Raw genomic sequence first — 21,680 nt, forward strand, 5'->3', positions numbered from 1 at the left:
AGGCACAGATATGACACAAAATGCAAAACAAAAAGCAATCTTTACTGGTGTTAACCTACCTATGTATTGGGGTTGTATATGGCGATATTGGCACAAGTCCACTGTACGCTTTTAAAGCAATGTTTGACGGCGAACACTCGCTTGCAATAACGAATAGCAACATACACGGCACCTTGTCTCTTGTCTTCTGGACTTTCATCATCACGGTATCAGTAAAGTACCTATCAATCGTAACCCGTGCTTCTAGCGATGGCGAAGGTGGTATATTAACATTGGCCTCGCTCGCCCACCGAGTTGCTCCTAGTTTTCTGAAAAAATGCGTACTTTTCTTAGGCATGCTCTCTGCTGGCTTCTTCTTTGGCGAAGCGATTATTACCCCTGCAATGTCTGTTCTCTCTGCGGTGGAAGGCATCGATGTGGTTAACCCAAGCCTACACGCGTTTGTCATCCCTGTATCTATTACGATAATTTGCGGATTATTTGCTATCCAAAAATGGGGCTCTGGAAAAATTGGCCAGTTCTTTGCGCCTGTTATGCTGACATGGTTTCTATGCATTGGGCTTACTGGCTTGACTTCAATTTGCCATAACCCATTTGTTTTAAAAGCTATTAACCCCTACTACGCGATGGAGTTTGTTCGCTTTCACGGCCTAGAAACATTGTTTACGCTTGGCGTCGTTGTGCTTGCGGTTACTGGTGTCGAGGCTCTTTATGCCGATATGGGGCACTTTGGTATTAAGTCTATTCGTCTTGCATGGTTTTTACTTGTTCTACCTTGCCTAGTGTTGAATTACTTTGGCCAAGGAGCTCTGGTTTTACAGCACCCAGACGCAATCAGTAACTCCTTCTTCTTGCTTGTTCCAACTAATCTTCAGTTACCACTAGTGGTGCTCGCCACTTTCGCAACCGTGATTGCCTCTCAAGCAGTAATATCGGGTATTTTTTCTCTCACGCGGCAAGCCATTAACTTAGGCTTTCTGCCGCCAGTACGCATTTTTCATACCTCAACTAAAGAGCAAGGACAAATCTACGTCCCAATTGCCAACTTTCTCTTGTTTATTTTAGTTGTTGCCGTGGTCATTTCTTTTGGTAGTTCAGCCCGACTAGCGGCTGCTTATGGTATTGCCGTAACCTCTGTGATTCTTATCTCTTCACTATTACTTATCGTGGTGGCTCTTTATCATTGGCGATGGTCTACCATTAACGTCGCGTTATACGCAGCAGTCATGGTCACTTATGACACGTTAATGTTTACTTCAACATCTCTCAAGTTTACCGATGGTGGGTGGCTGCCGCTAACCATTGGCACTCTGGTGTTCCTTCTCATGGTCAACTGGTATCAAGAGAAACAGCGTTTAGCCATGCTAACCAAACACCCACTGTCTGTAGAGGCAATGGTCAAAGGCCTAGAACAGAAGAATTGGACACGAGCTTCAGGTACAGCGGTTTACCTTGCTCGCAATGAGCAACAAGCGCCTTCATCACTTATCAATAACTTGAAATACAATGAGACTCTGCATGAGCGAAATATCTTACTAACATTCAAATACTCCGAACATCCTCATATACACCCTCTAAAACGTGTAGAGCTCAAACAACTTTCCGATACGTTTTGGCAGATGATTGCTCATGTGGGATATCAAGAATCCTTAGATATCGAGCAAATCTATCACGCTTGTTGTACCAAAGAGTTGTGCCTATGCCCTGCTGAAACCGTATTTTTTATGTCGGCAGAACGCATAAAAGTAAAACCTAAGAACCTTTGGCATGACATTAAAGCCAGAATATTTATCTTGTTAAGCCGAAATGCTTTACGTACATCAGAACGACTATCAGTCCCTGAAGACAAATTAATTGAAATTGGCGTGCATCTAGAAATTTAGAACTAGCTTCTTTACACTCGGCAGATTAATAGGCTTTATCAAACAATCATGAACTTTTTGCGCTTTGGATGGACTGAGACAAGCAAAATATTGTCTCTTTCCATTCTTTACATAACGGTTATATACATTGGGGTAGGCTTTAATGCCGTCATTGTAGAGACTGATACAGCTTTATTAGTGCTACTGCTAAATATCGTCAGTGGCTTTTGGCTCAAAGAAAAAAACGCATATACGTTAACGGCTTTAAGCACTATTGCTTTCTATTTCTTTGTTTTGCCAGAACATAACTCCTTTGAGTTCAAAGACTATCAGCACCTAATCACTTTTATTGTCATGGCCTTCAATGGCTTTGCTGCTGTGAAAATCACCCAGTCTCAGCAAAGAGAATTAAAAAAGAACCAAATACTCAAAGGCGAACTAAAAAACCACTATAACCTCGCCTCAATTCTGGCATCAAAAAACGAGAGTCTTGAAATCGCTCAAGCTGCCATACAGCACCTTGCTAATCAATACCAAATTAAAGCACAGGTATGGTTGACTCAACCTAAGCTGTACTGCTTGTCTTATCACCCTGAAATCTGGCTTGAAGACTACCAAGCTCCTATCGAAAACTTTGTCAGTGACAAAAGACTGTCACCACATAAGGTAAGCCCAACAGTGGAGCTATACCCGTTAGCTAGACACACGGATTTGCTCGGTGTTCTTGTCATTGAATCGGATAACTTAGAAGCTTTTAACCCAATACTTAATTCCTTGATTAGCTTGTCTCTAGCTCGCTCTGAAGCAAACCGCGCACTCACACAAGCAATAGAATCGACGCAACAAGAAAAAATGCGAAACACATTGCTAGCCGCAGTATCTCACGATCTTAAAACACCACTCGGTTCTATTATTGGCTCAGCAACAACACTCAACGATCAGAAAATTACTCTGCCTAAACAAACCCAGCAAGAATTACTGACATCAATTGCCGAAGAAGGGTATAACCTGAATCGCAGCCTAACCAAACTGCTGGATATTAGTCGGTTAAGCTTAAAGACGTTAATCCCCAAAAAGGAATGGGTAGAACCAGAGGAAATGATCGGCAGTGCTATAAAACGGATCGAACGCTTGTTAGTTGATCACCCAATCCAACTGTCAGGTGAGCCAATGCTATTATTGCTAGATTATTCCCTAATGGAACAAGTGGTCACTAACTTAATAGAAAATGCCGCAAAATACAGCCAAAAGAACAGCCCTATTGATGTGCATACATCCTATAAAAACAATACATTTATTTTAGAAGTATGCGATAGAGGCTGTGGAGTTGCGGAGGAGGAAACAAAGCTTATTTTTGAGCGTTTTTACCGTTCCGAGCACCACAATATTAAAGGGACTGGACTCGGCTTAGCAATTTGTAAACTAATAGTAAACGCTCATAAGGGAACTATTTTTGTTACCTCAAGAAAAGATGGCGGCTCTGTGTTCACCGTTAAGATACCTTGTGAATTACATGACCTGAAAGATATTTATGAATAGTGATATCAAAATACTAATTATTGAAGACGAACCGCCAATTCGACGGTTCTTAGAAGTTTTAGCCTCTGGTCATGGTTATCAAGCCAAAAGCGTCGCCAACGCTAGTGAAGGGTTGAAAGCAATAACTCGATGGAGCCCTAACCTAATCTTGCTCGATTTGGGTCTTCCAGACAAAGACGGGCTAGTGTTCACACGCGAACTACGCACATGGACAGAAACACCAATAATAGTTATTTCAGCTCGAGACAAAGAGGAAGATAAGGTGCAAGCACTAGATGCTGGAGCTAATGACTATTTGACTAAACCTTTTGGCAGTGAAGAGCTATTAGCCCGTATTCGAGTTGCTTTAAGAACCACAAACGTATCGCAAAATAGTGAGTCGAGTTGCTACCAATTTGGCGATGTTGTTGTCGATCTCGCCATGCAGACAGTCACAAGAAAGCAAGAAGCCATTAAGCTCACACCTAAGGAATTTAAGATATTGGCTCTAATGTCAAAAAACCTTGGCAAAGTGCTCACTCATAAACAGATACTCAAAGAGGTATGGGGTGGAAATTATACCGAGCATGCCCACTATGTCCGGATCCATATCGCGCAACTCAGACACAAGATCGAGTACAACCCAGCGCAGCCTGAGCACCTAATCACTGAAAATGGGGTTGGCTATCGTTTAGTAAACTAGCAAGAAACCCTAGATTAATAGCGATAGTCAGGCGGAATAGGAAGGTTATCTTGCTTAAGAATCGGACGTTTACCTCCACTTCTGCGGTACTGCTTAAGCTGGAATACATAAGCCAAAATCTGCGCAACTGCGGTAAATAGCCCGTCCGGAATTTCCTGCTCTAACTCGGTCGTGTGGTATAACGCCCGCGCAAGGGCTGGCGCAGGAATAACGTAGATATCGTGCTCTCTCGCGACTTCCCGAATTTTGAGTGCCATGTGATCGGTACCTTTCGCCACGACCACTGGTGCCTTGTCCGTCGCTTGTTTATACCTCAGCGCAACAGAAAAGTGCTCCGGGTTGGTTACGATAACGTCAGCTTGAGGTACTTCAGCCATCATACGACGCTGAGCCGCCTCTCTTTGCAACATCCGAATTCGCCCCTTGACCTCTGGCTTACCTTCAGTGTCTTTATATTCGTCCTTCACCTCTTGTTTAGTCATTTTCAATTGGTTAGCGTGTTGCCAAATTTGAAATGGAATATCTATCGCAACGACAATCAAGAGCGAACAGCTGATCAATAAAATGAAGTTAAGCAGGATATCGAGTGCATGGAAAATATTCTGAGGAAACACATCAAAGCTAAGCTGGAATAAATCGTCAGTGGCAGAGTTAATGAGATAAAATGCCATGCCAGCAACCAGCGTCACTTTCAAAATGGATTTAATCAATTCCACCCAACTTTGCAGGCCAAACATTCGCTTAAGTCCACTTAGCGGGTTCATCTTCGACCATTTTGGCCTTGCTGCTTCTGCTGAAAAGCTGATGCCTCCTACTGCAGCATTGCCTATTGATGCGGCAATAAACAACATCACCAATATCAAAAGCAGCGGAAACAACAAGTGGCTTAAAGATCCCGCGACAATGTCAAAAAGTTTGCTCGGGTCAAATATCTCTTCTCGGCTCAAACTAAATAGCCTACCCATCACGCTATAGAGAGATTTTGCTAGCATGGTACCAAACCACATCAGAGCTACAGCGCCAGCCACCAACACTGACACCGATGCAAGTTCTTTTGAGCGAGCCACCTGCCCCTTTTCTCTCGCTTGTTGTAAGCGTCGGGGGGTGGCCGCTTCGGTACGTTCTTGACCGTCTGACTCTGCCAAATTTAGCTCCTAATGATCAGCTGCAAAAAGCTATCCACTAACAGTTTACGCGAATAAAGTTACATACTTGCTCTTGCCCTTGTCCCCAGAATATTTCGTACTGACTGTATAGGCCAGCGACGATATACCAACAAAGCAAGATCCCGACCAAAAGTGCAAAAGCAAAACCTAAAGAAAAGATATTTAGCTGTGGCGCTGCTCTAGTCATCACACCAAATGACAAGTTAATCGTTAGCAAAGCAATAATGCCAGATAGGGACATACTTAGCGCCACCTTGAACATGGTGCCTAGCCACAGAGCTAGCTCTCGAAAGTCTACTGCGTTTAAACCGCCCTCACCTATTGGCAATGTTTTAAAGCTCATCACAACAAGTTGCAGCATTTTTAAGTGGCCATCCGTTGCTAGAAAGAACATTGTCGCTAGAAACATAAACAGCTGACCTAAAAGCGGGGTATTTTGTCCATTTGCCGGATCAACCATGGATGCAAAGCCTAAACTCGACTGCATACCTAAGATTTGGCCAAGTATTACAAAGGTTTGAATAATGAATTGAGTAACCGTCCCCATTGCAACACCAATGATAATTTGCTCAAGCAATACCAAAAAGCCCGGAAATGAGAGTAGCTCTAAGTCTTTTGGAACAGCAGGTATTGCTGGCATCACCGCAAATGTGACAGCTAGCCCCAAATATAAGCGGACACGAGTTGACACAAATCGAGCCCCGGTCACAGACATAACCATCAACATTGCCGCAATTCTGGTGTATGGCCAAAAGTAGTTGGCTATCCAATCTAAAATTAGCGTGGTTGGATATTCCATAAAATGCCTCTAATACAACACCTGCGGCAAGCGTTCGACAAGGGAAAAGAAAAACTCCATGAGCATTCGGGTCATCCAGTGCCCAAATAACATCAGCGCCAATAAAGTGACGACAAGACGAGGCAAGAAACTCAAGGTTTGTTCGTTAATGGAAGTCGCAGCTTGAAATACCGCGACAATCAACCCAACTAACAAACTTGGAATAATAATGGCACATACCATTATCAACACCATCCACAATGCTTCTCGGAACAACTCAACAAACATTTCAGGTGTCATATTGCCTCCTCGTTACAACGCAAAGCTGCCTGCTAATGTGGAAAGAATCAGGTTCCAGCCATCCACCAGCACAAACAACATCAACTTAAAAGGCAATGAAACAATCATTGGTGACAACATCATCATACCCATTGCCATCAAAACTGATGCAACAACTAGGTCGATGATAAGAAAAGGCAAAAACAACATAAATCCTATCTGGAATGCAGTTTTTAACTCTGAAGTAATAAACGCAGGAATAAGTACTGCCATTGACACATCTTCGGGGTTTTGCGCATCCGAGCCAGACATATGGACAAAAGTTTCTAGATCCTTAACTCTGGTTTGTTTAAGCATAAATGCTTTTAACGGTTGTTGAGCCGCATCGAATGCTACTTTTGCCGAGATTTTTTCATTGATGTACGGTTGGATTGCCCGTTCATTTATTTGACTAAGCACGGGTGACATAATGAAAAATGTCAGGAATAACGCTATGCCTACAATCACTTGATTTGATGGCGTTTGTTGCAAGCCCATCGCTTGACGCAATATCGACATCACTATCACGATGCGAGTAAACGACGTCATTAAAATAACCAGCGCGGGCAAAAAGCCCAGCATGGTCATCAAAGCTAAGATTTGCAGGTTTATCGAATACTCTTCAGTGCCATCAGCCTTGGTTGTTAAGGTTAGTGCAGGAATCCCAGCACCGAATGACTGACTTGAAGCCGTGCTTTTTGAAGCACCTGTATCATTTTGCATCGCAGTAACAGTTGATGTCTGGTTAGCGATGTCATCCGCGGCTACACTGACAAAAGAAAAAAAGCTCAGCGTCAAAAACAAGGCGAAACTTACTACATAGCTAGGTTTGATCATTCTTTTTAAATAGCTGGGAAAACTGAGTAGAAAACGAACTACTCTCCAACTCCTCCTGAGTAAGTGGCTTGTCCAATTTTGATAAAAGCTGAATAGATTGAGATGTCACGCCGACTAAAAACTGCTCCTCTCCAGCTTGCACAATCATGATACGCTCTTTCGGCCCCACAGGTAGTTGACGAACGACACATAATCCCTTTTGGTTGACTAAAGTCGGTACTTTCATACGCTTAAGTAACCAAGTTAAGCCAAGAATGACGACAATAACGAACAAAAGCGACCCCAATGTGGTCGCTAAATCCAACTGATGTCCTGGTGTTACATCAGCATGAGCAAGAGGAGATAGTAGTAATAACATCCCCAAATAATACGATTTCATTGCTCACCTAAGTTTCTTAATACGTTCTGTTTGGCTGATTACATCGGTCAAACGGATACCGAATTTATCGTTGACGACAACCACTTCTCCGTGCGCAATCAATGTCCCATTGACCAATACATCCAAAGACTCACCAGCGACACGTTCAAGTTCGACAACAGAACCTTGGTTTAATTGAAGTAGATTTCGAATACTAATTTGAGAACGCCCAACTTCCATAGAAATAGTGACTGGAATATCGAGAATCGTATCCAGCTTCTGTCTTTCATCTTCTGAAATCGGTGAAGCCGTGTCTTTTAACTCATCAAGCGGTGCTGCAAGCACCTCATCAACGTCTACATCAGGTGCATCAGGATCTTCCCCTAAAGCTGCCGCCCATTCGTCCGCCAGCTTTTGATCATCATTTTCGTCAGTTGGTTCCATTCGTTACACCTTCTTATTCTTCGTCATCACCTTGGTCTTCCTCGAATTCATTCATTATGTCTTTTCCGAGGAAGGCGATGTCGGTTTTCACTACATCAGGACGTTTAATTTTCTCTGAAACCTGAACAGCTAAGTTCTCTCCAGCACGCCCCATTTTAACTCTAAATGTCGGTAATTCTTCGACAAACATAACTGCATTTTCTGGCATAGCGACCGGAATAATATCTCCCGATTGCAGCTCCATTAAATCTCTCAATGACATATCGTGCTCAAGTAAGTTGACCCTAAAGTCCACTGGCACATCCATGATCTCTTCACGAAGCGCAGAGCTCCAACGAACATCCGTCTCCATTTTGTCCGACTGCACACCCGCATCCAGAAGCTCACGAATGGGCTCTACCATTGAGTACGGCATTACCACGTGAAAATCACCACCACCACCATCAACTTCGATATGGAATGAGCTCACAACAATCACTTCGGTTGGACTCACAATGTTTGCCATACTTGGGTTTACTTCTGAATCAAGATATTCAAACTCAACACCCATTACTGGTGACCAAGCTTCTTTATAATCCTCAAATACGATCTTCAACAGAAGCTGTACAATCCTTCGTTCAGTTGGAGTAAATTCACGTCCCTCGATCCGAGCATGGAAACGTCCATCACCGCCAAAAAAGTTCTCCACCAATATAAATACAAGCCTCGCTTCCATGGTAATCAAGGCGGTACCTTTTAGCGGTCTAAACCTCACCATGTTAAGACTGGTCGGGACATACAGCGTATTTTGGTACTCACCAAACTTCATCATCTGCACGCCATTGATGGATACTTCTGCCTGCTTACGCAGCATGTTAAATAGGCTAATTCTTAGGTGGCGAGCAAAACGTTCATTGATAAGCTCCAAAGTCGGCATGCGACCACGGACGATTCTGTCTTGTGAGGAAAAATCAAAATTGACGGCAGATTCGTCCTGCGTTTCAATTTCCTCTTCGCCTTCTTCGACATCGTCAACACCATGAAGCAACGCATCAATTTCGTCTTGGCTTAATAAATCAGTCACACATCACCTATTGAATGACAAAGTCGGTAAATAGAACTCGCTCAATAACCGGTTTACCGACCGCCCGGTTCAAGCTTGCTTTAATGTCTTCTGTGGCTTTATCACGTAAATCAACGCGGCCATTCGCTGTTCTTAATTGCTCGACTGTTGCAGAAGCAAATGTTCCAAGTAAAGAGCTCTCAATCAAAGGAGAGTGATAGCGTGCCAAATCTTCGTTATCTATCCCACGAACCATCAATTGAACTTTGATTTGAACTAATCTGTCACGCTTGTCACCGGTTACATTAAACAGGAAAGGTTGTGGAATATTCACGTAGGCAACAGGGTTGACCACCGCAGCTGCTTGCTCCTGTTCACTTTGCTCTGTATCTGCTTCTTCTTCAGAGCCCATCATCAAAAACGCCCCGACACCACCGGCAATCAGAACTACAACAATTGCAATAACAATAATTAACTTACTTTTTCCACCGCCCCCTTCGGGAGCTTCCTTTTCTTCGTCCGCCATAACCATCTCTATCTTTTGGTTTTTTCATAGTTTAAGCGTAATAACTGATTCCATCACGTTTTGAAGTTACATTCACATCAAGATTGACGCCTGCTTCAAGATTTTCTCCTTCACCCAACGAATTATCACCGTTTCCGCCTTGAGAAAACCCGTCTTCACTGGACGTATAGCGTTGTTGCTGACCACTACTTTGCTGTTGGACAGATGTGTCACCTAGCTGAACACCTTGCTGGGACAGCATTTCTCGTAACCTTGGTAAAGATTGCTCGATGGCATCGCGAGCTTGATGGTTAGCAACTGTAAAGTGCACACCCGCTCCTTCACCATTCATATGCAGACGTATTTGCATACGGCCTAATTCTGGCGGGTCGAGCCTGATATCGATATTCTTTAAGTTCTTCGACATCATCATGTTCACTTTTTCAGCCATTTGATCGCTAACATTGTCTCTTGTTAGTTGCAAAGGTGAACTTACCGTCTGAGCTGCCTCGGCACGAAGTGAGTTCGTGGTTGTAACTCCACTCTGTCCGCTTGCACTAGCAATCTGATTTGCTAGCCCAGATGCCTCTTTGCCATCTCGTATTGCCTGACCATCAAAAGAACCATCGACGGCTTTTGCTGCCAATGCAGACCTAAGTGCTGCATGATTGCCCATCTGCTGATGCGCCGTATTTACCATCACAGGGGCTGCTGCCAACGATGCTAGATGCTGCATTTGAGTTGGGTTGAGTTCTTGAGTTGGCATTTGAGGCTGAACCATTGCTCTGTCAGCGACATTTTGAGCCAATTGCTGTTGGCTAAGCGCTTGCTGGACTGACTGAGCAAGACTTGCCTGCTGTGTTTTCGCGTGATGGTGCATGCTGCTCGCCAGTTGCTCTGGTGTTAATTCCACTTTGACAGGCCCTGCAGCTGGAGACATCACGTGTAAATTATCAGCCTGAAGAACTTGCTTAGGTAAATGCTGGGGTACTTCACTGTCAGCTGGCAGCAATTGAGGTGCCACGTTTTGTATCTGATTATTCATTCGTGGTTTATCTATGTGCTGAGCATTTTTCACTAACTGACGCGGATCTAAGGTTGCCGCTTCATCAATATCGGTATCCTCTATTTGAGCGGCTTGCATAACAGGTATTGTTGGTAATTCCACGTTCTCGGGGTTTTGCTGGCTGTTATCAATTTGGTTATTGCTAGCCGATTGATGCTCAGATTTGGGTTGGTGCGCGACCATACCGACATCTTTTGCCAAACGAGCCAAGTCCTCTTCTGATATCAGTTCTTCTTTGGCTGCTTTACTAAACGTTTTCTGAGTTTCTGGTTCAAGACTAGGCTGAGGTGAACGCCATACAATTTTATCAGCTTCCGTTTCTACTTTGACCTCTTCTGGAACTTGCCCCTGAACATTTGCCGACTGTTGACCTGTTACAAATTGAGCGGGTGCACTTACTGGTCGCTCTTCGCTCAACTCACTGTCGCTGACAACGGACTGTTTAACGCTTTGCTGAGTTTCGTCATCAGTTTTATGAGTCCTAGGAAGGTCAACTTTTGTCTGCTGCATTGAGGGAGCACTTGGCTGGTCTACAACATCTTCGGTAGGCAATTTGTTGCCATGCTTAGATTTTAGGGATTCTGTTGCGTCATTTAGCTTAGCTAGTATTTTGTCACCGTCACTCATCACTTTTGACGAATCAAATTCCTTAGCATTAGCCTCAATAGGCAACTCTGCTTTGGAATTATTTTGTTTTGTATCGCCAACTGTCAGGTTGGTTTGCTCTGGCGGCGGCTTAGTTTCACCATTGCTCTCTCCACCGTCATCAGATCCAACATCGGACAACATTTCACTATTGAGAAGGGTATCTACCAGACTTTCATCACTAGAATCAGATAGTTGGGCAGCAGGATCTACTTCACTATCTGCAGAGGTTTTACTGGGCTTGTTTTCACCCAGAATAAATGAAGCCAATTTTGAGAAAAAGCCTTCTTCACTTTCACCTACTTCACTGGATTCAACCGATACGTCACCAACCTCACCTAGAACCTTAGTGGCTTTAGGGCTATCCGTCGCATTTGTTAAGTTAACGTTCATACTTTTACACTCATTCAGATAGTGAAATTCGTCGTTTCCTCAAGCATCCGCTCTGGAACAAAACGACCGTTAACTTTCTCGATGCAAAAAATGAACCACATACTCTAATATATTACTGAAGTCGTTGACGGCTAAACATAATGGTAGAAAACTCATCCATTTGCTTTTGATCTAGGCGCTCGGCTTGCTGCACCTTTTCCTTTTGCCGCTTTTCAATCAACCATTGATAGGAACGGCGCTCTTTTCTCATCTCGAGCCAGTGAGACTCACAGTTTTGCACTTGAGTTTTAAAATGTTCTTCCGCTTCTTTTTGCTTTTTTAATGTTTCATCTAACTGAGTCAAAAAACGATTTAGGTGAGAATACTGGCTTGCTGTCAAACCATTCATGCCCCTTTGAACTAGCTGAGCACAATAATCCAACCGGTACTGTTCGATTTGTGAAAGCTGAACATAGTAGTCTTCTAGTTCACTTCTCGCTTTACTCAACGCAAGCACAGCGTCTTTTTCTCTACTTTGGGCTTGGTCCATTAAAAATTCAAGCGTGTTTTCCATAACTTATTTACCCTTCTCCCTGAGGCTGCAAAATACTTTTCAGCATATTTACACACATATCGTAAGGGACACTTTCCTGCATATTCTGTTGCAAGAACTGATCAATTTTTGGTTTAAGGGTAAACGCACTATCTATAGCAGGGTCAGTTCCCGGCTTATAAGCGCCGATAGAAACCAAATCTTGATTTTTGCGACATATAGACAGCACCTGACGCACTGCTTTTGACATCAGCATATGCTCTTCAGAAACAATCTGAGGCATAACACGACTGACAGATTTCTCGACATCGATAGCGGGATAGTGGCCTGCATCTGCCAATTCTCGAGACAAGACAACGTGCCCGTCTAATATCGCTCTTGCCGCATCAGCAATAGGATCTTGCAGATCATCCCCTTCAGTCAAAACTGTAAAAAATGCAGTAATAGAGCCTTTTCCTTCACTGCCATTACCAGCGCGTTCTACCAATGCTGGCAATTTTGCAAATACTGATGGCGGATAACCTTTCGTAGCAGGAGGCTCACCTACTGACAAAGCAATTTCACGTTGAGCCTGAGCAAAACGAGTTAGCGAATCCATAAGCAAGAGTACATCAAGGCCTTGGTCTCTAAAATATTCAGCGATAGCCAAAGCAGTTTGGCAGCCTTTTAAACGCATTAGGGGTGATGAGTCAGCTGGCGCTGCGACAACAACTGAACGCTGCCTGCCATCCACACCGAGAATTTCTTCAATGAACTCTTTTACTTCTCGGCCACGCTCACCAATCAGACCAACGACAACCACTTGAGCTGTGGTACCACGCGTCATCATTCCTAGTGTGACCGACTTACCCACACCTGATCCTGCGAATAGGCCAATACGTTGCCCTTTGCCAACACTTAACAAACCATTCATTGCTTTTAAGCCAACATCAAGTGGCTCTGAGATAGGCTTGCGCATTAAAGGGTTTATCGGTTCGGCATTGAACGTCGCACTGTGCTCGGTATAGATAGGACCAAGGTCGTCCAGAGGGTTGCCCACACCATCGATGACTCGGCCAAGCAATTCCATACCAACAGGTAAACCCGCTTCTCCAGTCAGTGGTGTAACTTTAGCTCCCGGTAAGACCCCTGTGATTTGCTCGCTTGGCATTAAAAACAGATTCCCACCTGAAAAACCAACAACTTCGGCTTCCATCTCACCAGATATTGTTTCGACCAAACACAAACTACCAATAGGTGCTCGACATCCTGTAGCTTCTAAAGTTAAGCCAACGACCCGAACTAGCTTTCCTGATGCAACAGGGCGAGTTTTTAAACCTTGGACTTTGTACTGGCCGAGTCTATCTGATAAAGCTAGCATCACTCATCACCTTGATGTCGATTCGAGCCGCAGAAGTTCGCTAACACGGTGCGCACTCTTTCTTCCATCCGATAACTGACACTAGATTCACCAGCTTCGATTTGGACATCGCCAACATTCAACGCTGGATCAGACAACAAGACCCAATTTCTGAACTCCAACTGATCTTGAGAAAACGCATTCTCAACAATTTCCATATCTTGTGGATGCAATTTGATAGTAATTTGATGACCTGTAATTGGGAGAGATTCCACAGACTGTTTTACAGTATCTAAGATAATTTGGGGGTTGGTCTGAACTTCTACATGAATCACTTCACGAACTAGCGTAAGCACCATGTCAACCAGCTGCTTTTCAACCTGAGCATTCATAAGCTCCAAAGGCTGTGCGAACTGATTGGCTATAGATACAAAATTTTGTACTTGCTGCTGGATAAGCTCTTGTGAAGCTTCCATTCCTTGTGTATGACCAGATTCATACCCTTCTTTATGACCTTCTTCTAAGCCTTTTTCTTTGCCTTTGTCATAGCCTTGCTTGAATCCTGCCTCTTGTCCCTGATGCAAACCTTCTTGAAACGCACTTTGCTTAATCGCTTCGATTTCTTCTTCCGTGAGTTCTTTGGGTTCTTCCTGCACTTCAGGCTCAAAATCTGGCATCCAGCCAGGGTCATAATTCATTGCGGTATCTTTGGCTATTTTCGCCTCTTCTATACCGTAATCAGGAAGTCCCCACAATGTCGCTTGCTTGACTGATTCATCTTCGTCTAATCGCAAGTATCCGCGTTTTCTTTTTTCCGACATTCCATTTCTCACTTGTGTCTAAACCTGCAAGCTATAACTCAGCTTACAAGAATTCGTCCGCTCCGCCAGTCAGCATAATCTCACCTGCATCAGCCATACGACGAGCAATCGCCAGCACTTCTTTTTGCGCAGCTTCTACATCAGAAACCTTAACTGGTGGCATTGCTTCAAGATCATCACGCATAAGCTCTGCCGCACGTTTGGACATGTTCTTAAATATTTTCTCACGAAGGTCTTCATCGGCACCTTTAAGTGCACGCTGCAATACATCTTGTGGTACATCGCGCAATAGTTTTTGAATGCCTTGATCGTCGACTTCGATAAGGTTTTCGAACACGAACATTAGGTCTTCTATCGACGTAGCTAAATCTTCATCTTGATCACGGATTTGGTCCATCAGCACGCCTTCCATGCTGTTGTCCATATAGTTCATGATTTCAGCAGCAGCTTTCAAACCACCAATTTTCGCAGCCTGTGACCCTGCTTGACCGGCGAATTGTTTCTCCATGATTTCATTCAATTCTGCCAATGCAGAAGGTTGAACCTCTTCAAGGTTGGCAATACGCATCATGAGATCGAGCCTGTCACGCTCAGCAAACTGTGTCAGAATTTCCGCAGATTGGTCGGCTTCTAAATATGAAAGAACAATAGTTTGAATTTGCGGGTGCTCGTTGATAATAATGTTGGCAACCTGCCTTGGATCCATCCATTTCAGCGAATCCAAACCTTTCGAGCCCGTGCCTAAAAGGATCTGATCGACTAAGTTATTTGCCTTATCTTCACCCAGTGCAGCAACAAGGGTATTACGCATGAAGTCTTCACTTCCCATACCGATGTTGGTGTATTTCTGAATATCTTCCAGAAACGCTCTATGAACTGCACTAACTTTGTCTTGGCTTAAATCGGCTGCGCGAGCCATCGCACTACCTACCCTTTGAACCTGCTTGGGCTCAAGGTGGCGCACGATACCCGCAGCATCCTCTTCATTCAGGCTGAGCAATAATATGGCTGCTCGCTCCTCACCGGGAATGTCGGAAATATCGACATCATTCGGATCTGAAACTTCACCTCCCTCATCTTGAGGGACAATTTCATCAGGCATCTTCCATCCAATTCTTCACAACTTGTGCCGACAGCTCTGGTTCATTTGCAACTAATGCTCGAACCGCTTTCAACACATCTTCATCTTTATTTAAGTTTGGCAGATCTATGCCAGAACCGAACTCAAATAATTCACTGGTATCTATATCACCACCAATTAGGCTAGTTTCACCATCGGCACCAATCGGCAGACCATCCGGTCCATACATAGAGTCTTGCTCTTCTTGAACCGCAGGGTTGAGTAGTTTCTTAAGCGCAGGGCGCACCAACACAAGTATCACTACGATAATGACCAGCGCGCTTGCACCCCAGCGAACCCAATCATTAAATGATGGATTTTCCCAAATAGGCACGTCAGCAAACGACTCCACTTCCGGCTTCGCAAACTGCATGCTGAGAACATTCAAGAGGTCGCCGCGTTGGGCATTAAAACCGACAGCGCCAATCAAAACTTGGCGAATGGCGTTCAACTGACTTTCAGGAATCGGCGTATAAGTGGTTTCACCCGTATCTGGGTTAACTACAGCTTTGTCTTTTATCGCAACGGCAACCGTTTGACGAGTTAGCACACCACTCTGCTTACGTTCATGACTAATTGTCGTATCTAGCTCAAAGTTACGAGTTGCTTCTTTGTGTGAAGAGCCTTGCCCGAACATCGAGCCATCTTTCATTTGAGCCACATCTTGAGGGATAGAAGCATCAGCAGGAGGTTGATTACTGAGAGCTCCCGGCACTCCTGCGACTACATTACCATTGTTGTAGTCTTCTAAAGTGTATTCACTTCTGGTCGCTGGCTTGTTGGGGTCAAAACGTTTTTGCGTTTGTTCAACAGTTGAAAAATCGAGTTGTACGTCAACCTGTGCGGTGTAATTACCTAGGCCTAAGATAGGGATGAGAACCGAGTCGATTTTCTCTAACAACATCTGTTCTTGCTTGCGTTCGATCTCTTGCTCTTTTCTACGCGCCGTTGAGGCAGCATCTTGAGAACCAGAGCTTAAAAGTCGACCGTACTGGTCTGTCACTGTTACTCGAGTTGGCTTCATGCCTGGCACTGCGCTGGCCACCATATCAACTACTGAGTCGATTTCTTCTTGGCTCAAGCTAGCGCCTGTTCTTAATGTTAAAAATACTGATGCAGAAGCTTCTTGGTTATGTCGAACAAAAACACTTTGCTTTGGTAGAGCCAAAAGAACTCGAGCCTTATTAACTTGACTCATTTGCTCAATGGCTTTGGAGAGTTGGCGCTCACGGCTGAGTTTTAAACGTTCAAGCTCAAGACGCTGAGAAACACCAAAGCCCATGTCCTGCATGAGTATCTCATCACCAGCTTGAGAACCTTGGTTCAATCCTGCTCTGACCATATCCAATTTCATACTTCCGTACTCGGAAGATGGAACAAGAATAGTGTTACCTTCTAGGTTATAGTCGACTTTCTGCGCGTCTAGATAGTCTAAGACCTTAATAAGCTCGTCTGTTTCATAGGTACCTAATGGGCGCATGTCAGGCTCTCTAACCCAAAAGAACAACATGACAATAAGAGCGACACAAATAGAAATAGATAGAACAAGGACAACTTGGCGCAATAAGTCTAAGTCGCCAACAGCCATGTCAAACTTGGAGGAGCTCTTCTCACCAGCATCTGGGTTTTGAGTATCCATTCCCGCACCACTGTCGGCGACCATGGTGCTATCGCCACCCAGATCAGATAAAGCGAGATCCGTTGATTGGTTATCTTCAGCCACAATTTGTCCCTAAATTTACACTGGCATATTCATCAATTCTTTGTACGCTTCAACAAGCTTGTTACGTACTTGAATCGTCGCCTCAAATGCAACACTTGATTTATTTCGAGCTATCATCACGTCCGATAGGGAAACATTCTCGTCTCCTCTATCGAAGCGAGTTTGAAGGTCACCTGAGGTTTTTTGAAGACCATTTACATTTTGAATGGCTTTTGCAAGCATATCGCCAAACTCAGAGCTGACACTGTGTCCTGTAGCAGCGGGCTTAGTGTTGGCTGCTTCCAACATCATAGCCTGCATATCTCCTTGGATTCCGCCGATATTCATATTCGCTCCTGCTGTCAACTCTTTGGCATTTATGTCCGTATTTACTAATTAAAGCAAATAATATGCCACACAGAGACTATCCCTAATTCTTCTATAACCCGCTGTTTTAACCTGGAATATCAATGCCTGCATCGCGCATTCTGGCTAGTTTATAACGCAGGGTTCTTGGACTAATTCCTAACCGCTCCGCCATATCTTTACGGCGTCCGCCACACTCTGCTAACGTCTCGAGAATAATTGAGAACTCTTGGTCTCTAAGCTCTCCACCCAGGCAATAGGAGTTGCTTTCTGGGCTTGATGTGGGTGCAGGTGTTGCTACTGTTGCGATATTCGGCACAATGGCGTCTCCAGTTTCCACTACTTGCTGTAAGCTACTAGCATCCAGCCAGTCAATACCCTCTAGCAAAATGTGCTCACCTTTGATTTGATTCTTTTCACTTAGTATTAATGCTCGTTGCACAACGTTATCAAGCTCACGAACATTACCCGGCCATTGATAGCTCTTGAGCTTTGCAATCGCTTCTTTACTAACTTCAGGAACTGGCATACCCAACTTCTTACAATTGCGTTCAATAAGATGAATAGCGAGCGGTTCAATATCTCCCTTACGATCGCAAAGAGCTGGCCACGCTAGCGGGAAAACATTGAGACGATAATACAAGTCTTCACGGAAGTTGCCTTCTTGCACATATTGTTTCAAATCTCGGTTACTAGTGGCTAATACCCGCACATCTAATTTGATACTCTTGCGACTACCTAACCTTTCCACCTCTCGCTCTTGAAGCACTCGCAACAGTTTAGCTTGGAGGTTCAAGTCCATTTCGCTAATTTCGTCTAGCAAGATTGTTCCGCCTTGAGCTTGCTCAAATTTACCCGGACAAGCTTGTACCGCGCCTGTAAAAGCACCTTTTTCATAGCCGAATAAAGTTGCTTCCAACATATTGTCAGGAATCGCAGCACAGTTAATCGCGACAAATGGCCCATCTTTTCGATTAGATGCATTGTGTATATAACGTGACATAACCTCTTTACCTGAACCACTTGGGCCTAACACCATCACGCTAGCATCCGTTTTAGCGACTTTCTCAGCAAGAGCTAACAGCTTAATGCTTTTATCATCTGCAACAACGGCATCACCATTCTCTTCAGATTTCACGGGAGCATATCGACTGACCATATTCAGTAGCACTTCTGGTGCAAAAGGTTTCGCCATATAGTCGATAGCACCTTCCTTCATCGCGGAAACTGCATCTTCAATATTGGCATACGCCGTCATGAGCAATACTGGCAAGTTTGGCCAATGCTGTTTGATATTTCTAAGCAGCGCTAAGCCTCCCATTCCGGCCATTTGCACATCAGAAACAACAATATCAACGGGGTTTGCTTTAAGCTTTACAATCGCATCTTCGGCACAGTCCGCTTCAAGCCACTCATAACCTGCCAAAGCGAGCGTATCTACTAGTGCTTCGCGTAAACCTTCATCGTCTTCAACGATTAATACTTTGCTTTGGGCCATTATTCTTCTCCAGTATCAGGATTATTGTTGTTTAGAGTTTCTCGATGCAAAGGAATACACATCGTAAAGCACGCTCCATCTCCGGGCTCCGAGACAAGCTCTAGGCGTCCATCGTGAGCTCGACAAACCATTTGAACTACCGCAAGACCAAGGCCTGTTCCTTGCGAACGAGTAGTAAAAAATGGCTCTAATATTTTGCTTTGTAGCTCTTTCGCTACACCGGGACCATTGTCTTGGACTGAAATTCTTAATTCGTTGTTAACCGGGCGGAAAAATACATCTATTTGAGATTGCTTACCTGCTATTTGAATTGCATTAAGCACTAAGTTACTTAAGGCCGAAGCGATCGCATTGGGGTTTCCGAGTACAGGCGTTTCTTCATGCTCTACTTCTTGAGCGAAATCGATGGCGTTGCTTTTTAATGCTGTTTCAATCATTGGAGCAAATTCGTTTACAAGCTCTTTGATTGTGAAAGGCTGGACGACTTTGTTGTCGCCACCTTTGGCAAACAGCAACATGTCGTTCACCTGTTTTTCTAAGTCTTTTAGCCTATCGACTAGCTTGCCTTGGAACCTTTCTTTGGTGGCATTTGGAAGATTCGCGGCTGTTAGGTTTGAAGCATACAGCAATGCACTAGAAAGAGGAGTTCGAACCTGATGAGCCAAAGATGCCACCATACGCCCTAATGACGATAACCTTTGCAGGTCACTCACTCGGGATTGTAGTAAGCGTGTTTCGGTAAGATCGGTAATAAGAATTAGCTGGCCTGTAACTGAAGCTGATATAGCGAGACGAACCTTTCGACCATTACGAAGGGATATTTCGTGGCCATCGTCCTCTCTAGGAGCAAACACGTGTTGAATAACTGTCAGCCATTTTTCACCGAGTAGTGAGACCTCTAGTATGCGCTCTGCTTCAGGGTTTACTTCACGCACAATACCTTGTGTATCCAGAAGGATAACTCCTGCTGGCATTACATCTAGTACTTGCTTATATCGCTCAACTTGATCTTGGAGAGAACCTAGGTGAGACTGACTTTCCGCTGTCTGTGCTAATTCCATGTCATCATTCTGTCAATGAATAGATAACAGCCTAAGCTGCAAAAAGCAGGCCACATATAAATACTTATATTTCAACAGCTTATCATTTAGACAAAATTTTGACCATAGATTTTGACGCTTTTACTCAATGGGTGTTCTTGATAATTTCAAGAAAAAAGGAGCAATGGTAGCTTCACAGAACCTACCGACATTCATTTATTCAATACCTCTTTCCGTCTACTATTTTCCGCGAGAAACGGTTAATAGCGACTCGTTTTAAGTTTTAACTTTAGCGACAGGAGTGAGCAATGAAAAATATGATTCAGGGTATGCAGATGCTGTTTGTCGCATTTGGCGCATTGGTATTGGTGCCTTTACTTACAGGTCTAGATCCAAGCGTTGCACTATTTGGTGCAGGTATTGGTACTCTACTTTTTCAACTTGTTACTCGCCGCTCTGTACCTATCTTTCTCGCTTCTTCATTCGCCTTTATTGCACCTATTATGTATGGCATACAAACTTGGGGAATACCCGCTACGCTCGGTGGCCTAATGGCAGCAGGCGCTGTGTATGTAATATTGGGTGTGATAATCAAGATTCGAGGCAATGAATTTATCCATAACCTTTTACCGCCCGTGGTAGTGGGACCCGTCATTATCGTAATCGGCCTTGGTCTTGCACCTGTCGCAGTTAATATGGCTCTAGGAAAAACTGGAGACGGAGGTACTCAGTTAATCGACTCGAATTTAGCTATGTTGATTTCCTGCCTTTCACTACTAACAACCGTCGTTTTAAGCGTGTTTTCTAAAGGTTTCTTTAAACTCGTGCCGATATTAGGTGGTATTCTGGTTGGCTATATCACGAGTTTACTGGTCGGCGTGGTCGATTTCTCCCCTCTAAGCACAGCCGCTTGGTTTGCGCTACCTAACTTTACTTTCCCTGAGTTCAACATCAACGCAATTCTCTTTATGATTCCAGTCGCTATTGCACCCGCAGTTGAACACGTTGGAGACATCTTGGCGATATCCAACGTAACTGGAAAAGACTACTTAAAGAAACCTGGACTACATAGAACCATTTCTGGCGATGGCATCGCAACAATGGCAGCTACTATGGTCGGCGCACCACCCAATACTACCTATAGTGAAGTCACCGGAGCTGTGATGCTCACCAAAGCGTTTAATCCCGTGGTGATGACTTGGGCCGCTGTCACGGCAATTGTTCTTGCGCTAGTCGGAAAGCTCGGAGCACTGTTACAAACAATTCCGGTTCCAGTTATGGGTGGGATCATGATCCTGTTGTTTGGTTCGATTGCTACAGTAGGCCTAAATACGCTAATCAGAAGCCAAGTCGATTTACACAAATCTAGGAACCTTGTAATTGTGGCTGTCACTTTGGTATTTGGTATTGGTGGAATGGCATTTGGAATCGGAGATTTCAGCTTACAAGGAGTAAGTTTAGCAGGGATTGTGGCTATACTTTTAAATCAAATTTTGCCGAAAGATATTGGTGAAAATCATATTGTAGACAATGCTCAAATTGAGGATGAGCCGAAAGAGTAAAGCCATCAACTTTCAATAGTGCGTACTTGTATCAAGTGAGCTATTTGTCTATGCATAAAAAAGCC

Annotated in this window: 21 protein-coding genes; 4 read left to right on the forward strand and 17 right to left on the reverse strand. The window is 44.1% G+C overall.

The genetic code is table 11. The features are described 5' to 3' along the window. Positions 1–20: 20 nt before the first annotated feature. Genes L7A31_RS15385 through L7A31_RS15395 form a run of 3 tightly spaced genes read left to right on the forward strand, consistent with a single transcriptional unit; the run spans position 21 to position 4,083 of the window. Complete coding sequence (locus L7A31_RS15385; RefSeq protein ID WP_237362656.1) at positions 21–1,883, forward strand: potassium transporter Kup; 1,863 nt, start codon at positions 21–23, stop codon at positions 1,881–1,883. Positions 1,884–1,931: 48 nt separating this feature from the next. After that, a complete protein-coding gene (locus L7A31_RS15390; protein WP_237362657.1) occupies positions 1,932–3,401 on the forward strand; it encodes a sensor histidine kinase in 1,470 nt (489 codons plus the stop codon). Next, positions 3,394–4,083 carry a response regulator gene (locus L7A31_RS15395; protein WP_237362658.1) on the forward strand — a complete coding sequence of 230 codons (690 nt, stop codon included), beginning with the start codon at positions 3,394–3,396 and terminating at the stop codon, positions 4,081–4,083. Before L7A31_RS15390 ends, L7A31_RS15395 begins: the two co-directional genes overlap by 8 nt. 14 nt (positions 4,084–4,097) lie before the next feature. Here the strand turns inward: L7A31_RS15395 and flhB are convergent, their stop codons facing one another. From flhB to L7A31_RS15480, 17 genes are all read right to left on the reverse strand, one after another. After that, positions 4,098–5,228: a flagellar biosynthesis protein FlhB gene (gene flhB, locus L7A31_RS15400; protein ID WP_237362659.1), complete on the reverse strand. Its 1,131-nt coding sequence runs from the start codon at positions 5,226–5,228 to the stop codon at positions 4,098–4,100. Positions 5,229–5,265: 37 nt separating this feature from the next. Continuing rightward, complete coding sequence (fliR, locus tag L7A31_RS15405; protein ID WP_237362660.1) at positions 5,266–6,048, reverse strand: flagellar biosynthetic protein FliR; 783 nt, start codon at positions 6,046–6,048, stop codon at positions 5,266–5,268. Positions 6,049–6,057: 9 nt separating this feature from the next. Next, positions 6,058–6,327: a flagellar biosynthesis protein FliQ gene (gene fliQ, locus L7A31_RS15410; protein WP_237362661.1), complete on the reverse strand. Its 270-nt coding sequence runs from the start codon at positions 6,325–6,327 to the stop codon at positions 6,058–6,060. 12 nt (positions 6,328–6,339) lie between these two features. Continuing rightward, positions 6,340–7,182, reverse strand: a complete 843-nt coding sequence (gene fliP / locus L7A31_RS15415; protein WP_237362662.1) for a flagellar type III secretion system pore protein FliP — start codon at positions 7,180–7,182, stop codon at positions 6,340–6,342. After that, on the reverse strand, positions 7,169–7,540 hold the full coding sequence (fliO, locus tag L7A31_RS15420) for a flagellar biosynthetic protein FliO (RefSeq protein ID WP_435532912.1): 372 nt from the start codon (positions 7,538–7,540) through the stop codon (positions 7,169–7,171). Before fliO ends, fliP begins: the two co-directional genes overlap by 14 nt. Positions 7,541–7,564: 24 nt before the next feature. Continuing rightward, the gene (gene fliN / locus L7A31_RS15425) at positions 7,565–7,984 is read right to left on the reverse strand and encodes a flagellar motor switch protein FliN (protein WP_237362664.1); all 420 of its coding nucleotides are present in this window, start codon (positions 7,982–7,984) and stop codon (positions 7,565–7,567) included. 13 nt (positions 7,985–7,997) lie between these two features. Further along, entirely contained in the window at positions 7,998–9,047 is a 1,050-nt protein-coding gene (gene fliM, locus L7A31_RS15430) for a flagellar motor switch protein FliM (RefSeq protein WP_237362665.1), read from the reverse strand. Positions 9,048–9,054: 7 nt separating this feature from the next. Then, positions 9,055–9,552 (reverse strand): flagellar basal body-associated protein FliL, encoded by a 498-nt coding sequence (gene fliL, locus L7A31_RS15435; RefSeq protein WP_237362666.1) that lies wholly within the window; start codon positions 9,550–9,552, stop codon positions 9,055–9,057. Positions 9,553–9,583: 31 nt separating this feature from the next. Next, positions 9,584–11,635, reverse strand: a complete 2,052-nt coding sequence (locus L7A31_RS15440; RefSeq protein ID WP_237362667.1) for a flagellar hook-length control protein FliK — start codon at positions 11,633–11,635, stop codon at positions 9,584–9,586. Positions 11,636–11,747: 112 nt separating this feature from the next. Further along, entirely contained in the window at positions 11,748–12,188 is a 441-nt protein-coding gene (gene fliJ / locus L7A31_RS15445; RefSeq protein WP_237362668.1) for a flagellar export protein FliJ, read from the reverse strand. A gap of 7 nt (positions 12,189–12,195) precedes the next feature. Next, positions 12,196–13,527, reverse strand: coding sequence for a flagellar protein export ATPase FliI (fliI, locus tag L7A31_RS15450; RefSeq protein WP_237362669.1), 1,332 nt, complete (start codon positions 13,525–13,527; stop codon positions 12,196–12,198). Beyond that, positions 13,527–14,327, reverse strand: coding sequence for a flagellar assembly protein FliH (gene fliH, locus L7A31_RS15455; protein ID WP_237362670.1), 801 nt, complete (start codon positions 14,325–14,327; stop codon positions 13,527–13,529). The genes fliI and fliH overlap by 1 nt, the downstream gene beginning before the upstream one ends. Positions 14,328–14,370: 43 nt before the next feature. Continuing rightward, positions 14,371–15,429, reverse strand: a complete 1,059-nt coding sequence (gene fliG / locus L7A31_RS15460; protein WP_237362671.1) for a flagellar motor switch protein FliG — start codon at positions 15,427–15,429, stop codon at positions 14,371–14,373. Continuing rightward, complete coding sequence (gene fliF, locus L7A31_RS15465) at positions 15,422–17,170, reverse strand: flagellar basal-body MS-ring/collar protein FliF (protein WP_237362672.1); 1,749 nt, start codon at positions 17,168–17,170, stop codon at positions 15,422–15,424. The genes fliG and fliF overlap by 8 nt, the downstream gene beginning before the upstream one ends. A gap of 15 nt (positions 17,171–17,185) precedes the next feature. Further along, the gene (fliE, locus tag L7A31_RS15470; protein ID WP_237362673.1) at positions 17,186–17,497 is read right to left on the reverse strand and encodes a flagellar hook-basal body complex protein FliE; all 312 of its coding nucleotides are present in this window, start codon (positions 17,495–17,497) and stop codon (positions 17,186–17,188) included. A 106-nt stretch (positions 17,498–17,603) separates the two neighbouring features. Next, positions 17,604–19,013, reverse strand: a complete 1,410-nt coding sequence (locus L7A31_RS15475; RefSeq protein WP_237362674.1) for a sigma-54-dependent transcriptional regulator — start codon at positions 19,011–19,013, stop codon at positions 17,604–17,606. Continuing rightward, positions 19,013–20,074 (reverse strand): sensor histidine kinase, encoded by a 1,062-nt coding sequence (locus tag L7A31_RS15480; protein ID WP_237362675.1) that lies wholly within the window; start codon positions 20,072–20,074, stop codon positions 19,013–19,015. The genes L7A31_RS15475 and L7A31_RS15480 overlap by 1 nt, the downstream gene beginning before the upstream one ends. 287 nt (positions 20,075–20,361) lie before the next feature. Between L7A31_RS15480 and L7A31_RS15485 the strand changes: the two genes are divergently transcribed. Further along, entirely contained in the window at positions 20,362–21,615 is a 1,254-nt protein-coding gene (locus L7A31_RS15485; protein WP_237362676.1) for a uracil-xanthine permease family protein, read from the forward strand. Positions 21,616–21,680 lie beyond the last annotated feature (65 nt).

The organism is Vibrio marisflavi CECT 7928, from assembly GCF_921294215.1.
GTDB lineage: Bacteria > Pseudomonadota > Gammaproteobacteria > Enterobacterales > Vibrionaceae > Vibrio > Vibrio marisflavi.

What these genes read in the sequence shown, in the direction of transcription:
- L7A31_RS15385 (WP_237362656.1), top strand. Translation starts at nt 21, where the DNA reads ATGCAAAACAAAAAGCAATCTTTACTGGTGTTAACCTACCTATGTATT.
- L7A31_RS15390 (WP_237362657.1), top strand. Translation starts at nt 1,932, where the DNA reads ATGAACTTTTTGCGCTTTGGATGGACTGAGACAAGCAAAATATTGTCT.
- L7A31_RS15395 (WP_237362658.1), top strand. Translation starts at nt 3,394, where the DNA reads ATGAATAGTGATATCAAAATACTAATTATTGAAGACGAACCGCCAATT.
- fliR (WP_237362660.1), bottom strand. Translation starts at nt 6,048, where the DNA reads ATGGAATATCCAACCACGCTAATTTTAGATTGGATAGCCAACTACTTT.
- fliQ (WP_237362661.1), bottom strand. Translation starts at nt 6,327, where the DNA reads ATGACACCTGAAATGTTTGTTGAGTTGTTCCGAGAAGCATTGTGGATG.
- fliP (WP_237362662.1), bottom strand. Translation starts at nt 7,182, where the DNA reads ATGATCAAACCTAGCTATGTAGTAAGTTTCGCCTTGTTTTTGACGCTG.
- fliO (WP_435532912.1), bottom strand. Translation starts at nt 7,540, where the DNA reads ATGTTATTACTACTATCTCCTCTTGCTCATGCTGATGTAACACCAGGA.
- fliN (WP_237362664.1), bottom strand. Translation starts at nt 7,984, where the DNA reads ATGGAACCAACTGACGAAAATGATGATCAAAAGCTGGCGGACGAATGG.
- fliL (WP_237362666.1), bottom strand. Translation starts at nt 9,552, where the DNA reads ATGGCGGACGAAGAAAAGGAAGCTCCCGAAGGGGGCGGTGGAAAAAGT.
- L7A31_RS15440 (WP_237362667.1), bottom strand. Translation starts at nt 11,635, where the DNA reads ATGAACGTTAACTTAACAAATGCGACGGATAGCCCTAAAGCCACTAAG.
- fliJ (WP_237362668.1), bottom strand. Translation starts at nt 12,188, where the DNA reads ATGGAAAACACGCTTGAATTTTTAATGGACCAAGCCCAAAGTAGAGAA.
- fliI (WP_237362669.1), bottom strand. Translation starts at nt 13,527, where the DNA reads ATGCTAGCTTTATCAGATAGACTCGGCCAGTACAAAGTCCAAGGTTTA.
- fliH (WP_237362670.1), bottom strand. Translation starts at nt 14,327, where the DNA reads ATGTCGGAAAAAAGAAAACGCGGATACTTGCGATTAGACGAAGATGAA.
- fliG (WP_237362671.1), bottom strand. Translation starts at nt 15,429, where the DNA reads ATGCCTGATGAAATTGTCCCTCAAGATGAGGGAGGTGAAGTTTCAGAT.
- fliE (WP_237362673.1), bottom strand. Translation starts at nt 17,497, where the DNA reads ATGAATATCGGCGGAATCCAAGGAGATATGCAGGCTATGATGTTGGAA.
- L7A31_RS15475 (WP_237362674.1), bottom strand. Translation starts at nt 19,013, where the DNA reads ATGGCCCAAAGCAAAGTATTAATCGTTGAAGACGATGAAGGTTTACGC.
- L7A31_RS15480 (WP_237362675.1), bottom strand. Translation starts at nt 20,074, where the DNA reads ATGGAATTAGCACAGACAGCGGAAAGTCAGTCTCACCTAGGTTCTCTC.
- L7A31_RS15485 (WP_237362676.1), top strand. Translation starts at nt 20,362, where the DNA reads ATGAAAAATATGATTCAGGGTATGCAGATGCTGTTTGTCGCATTTGGC.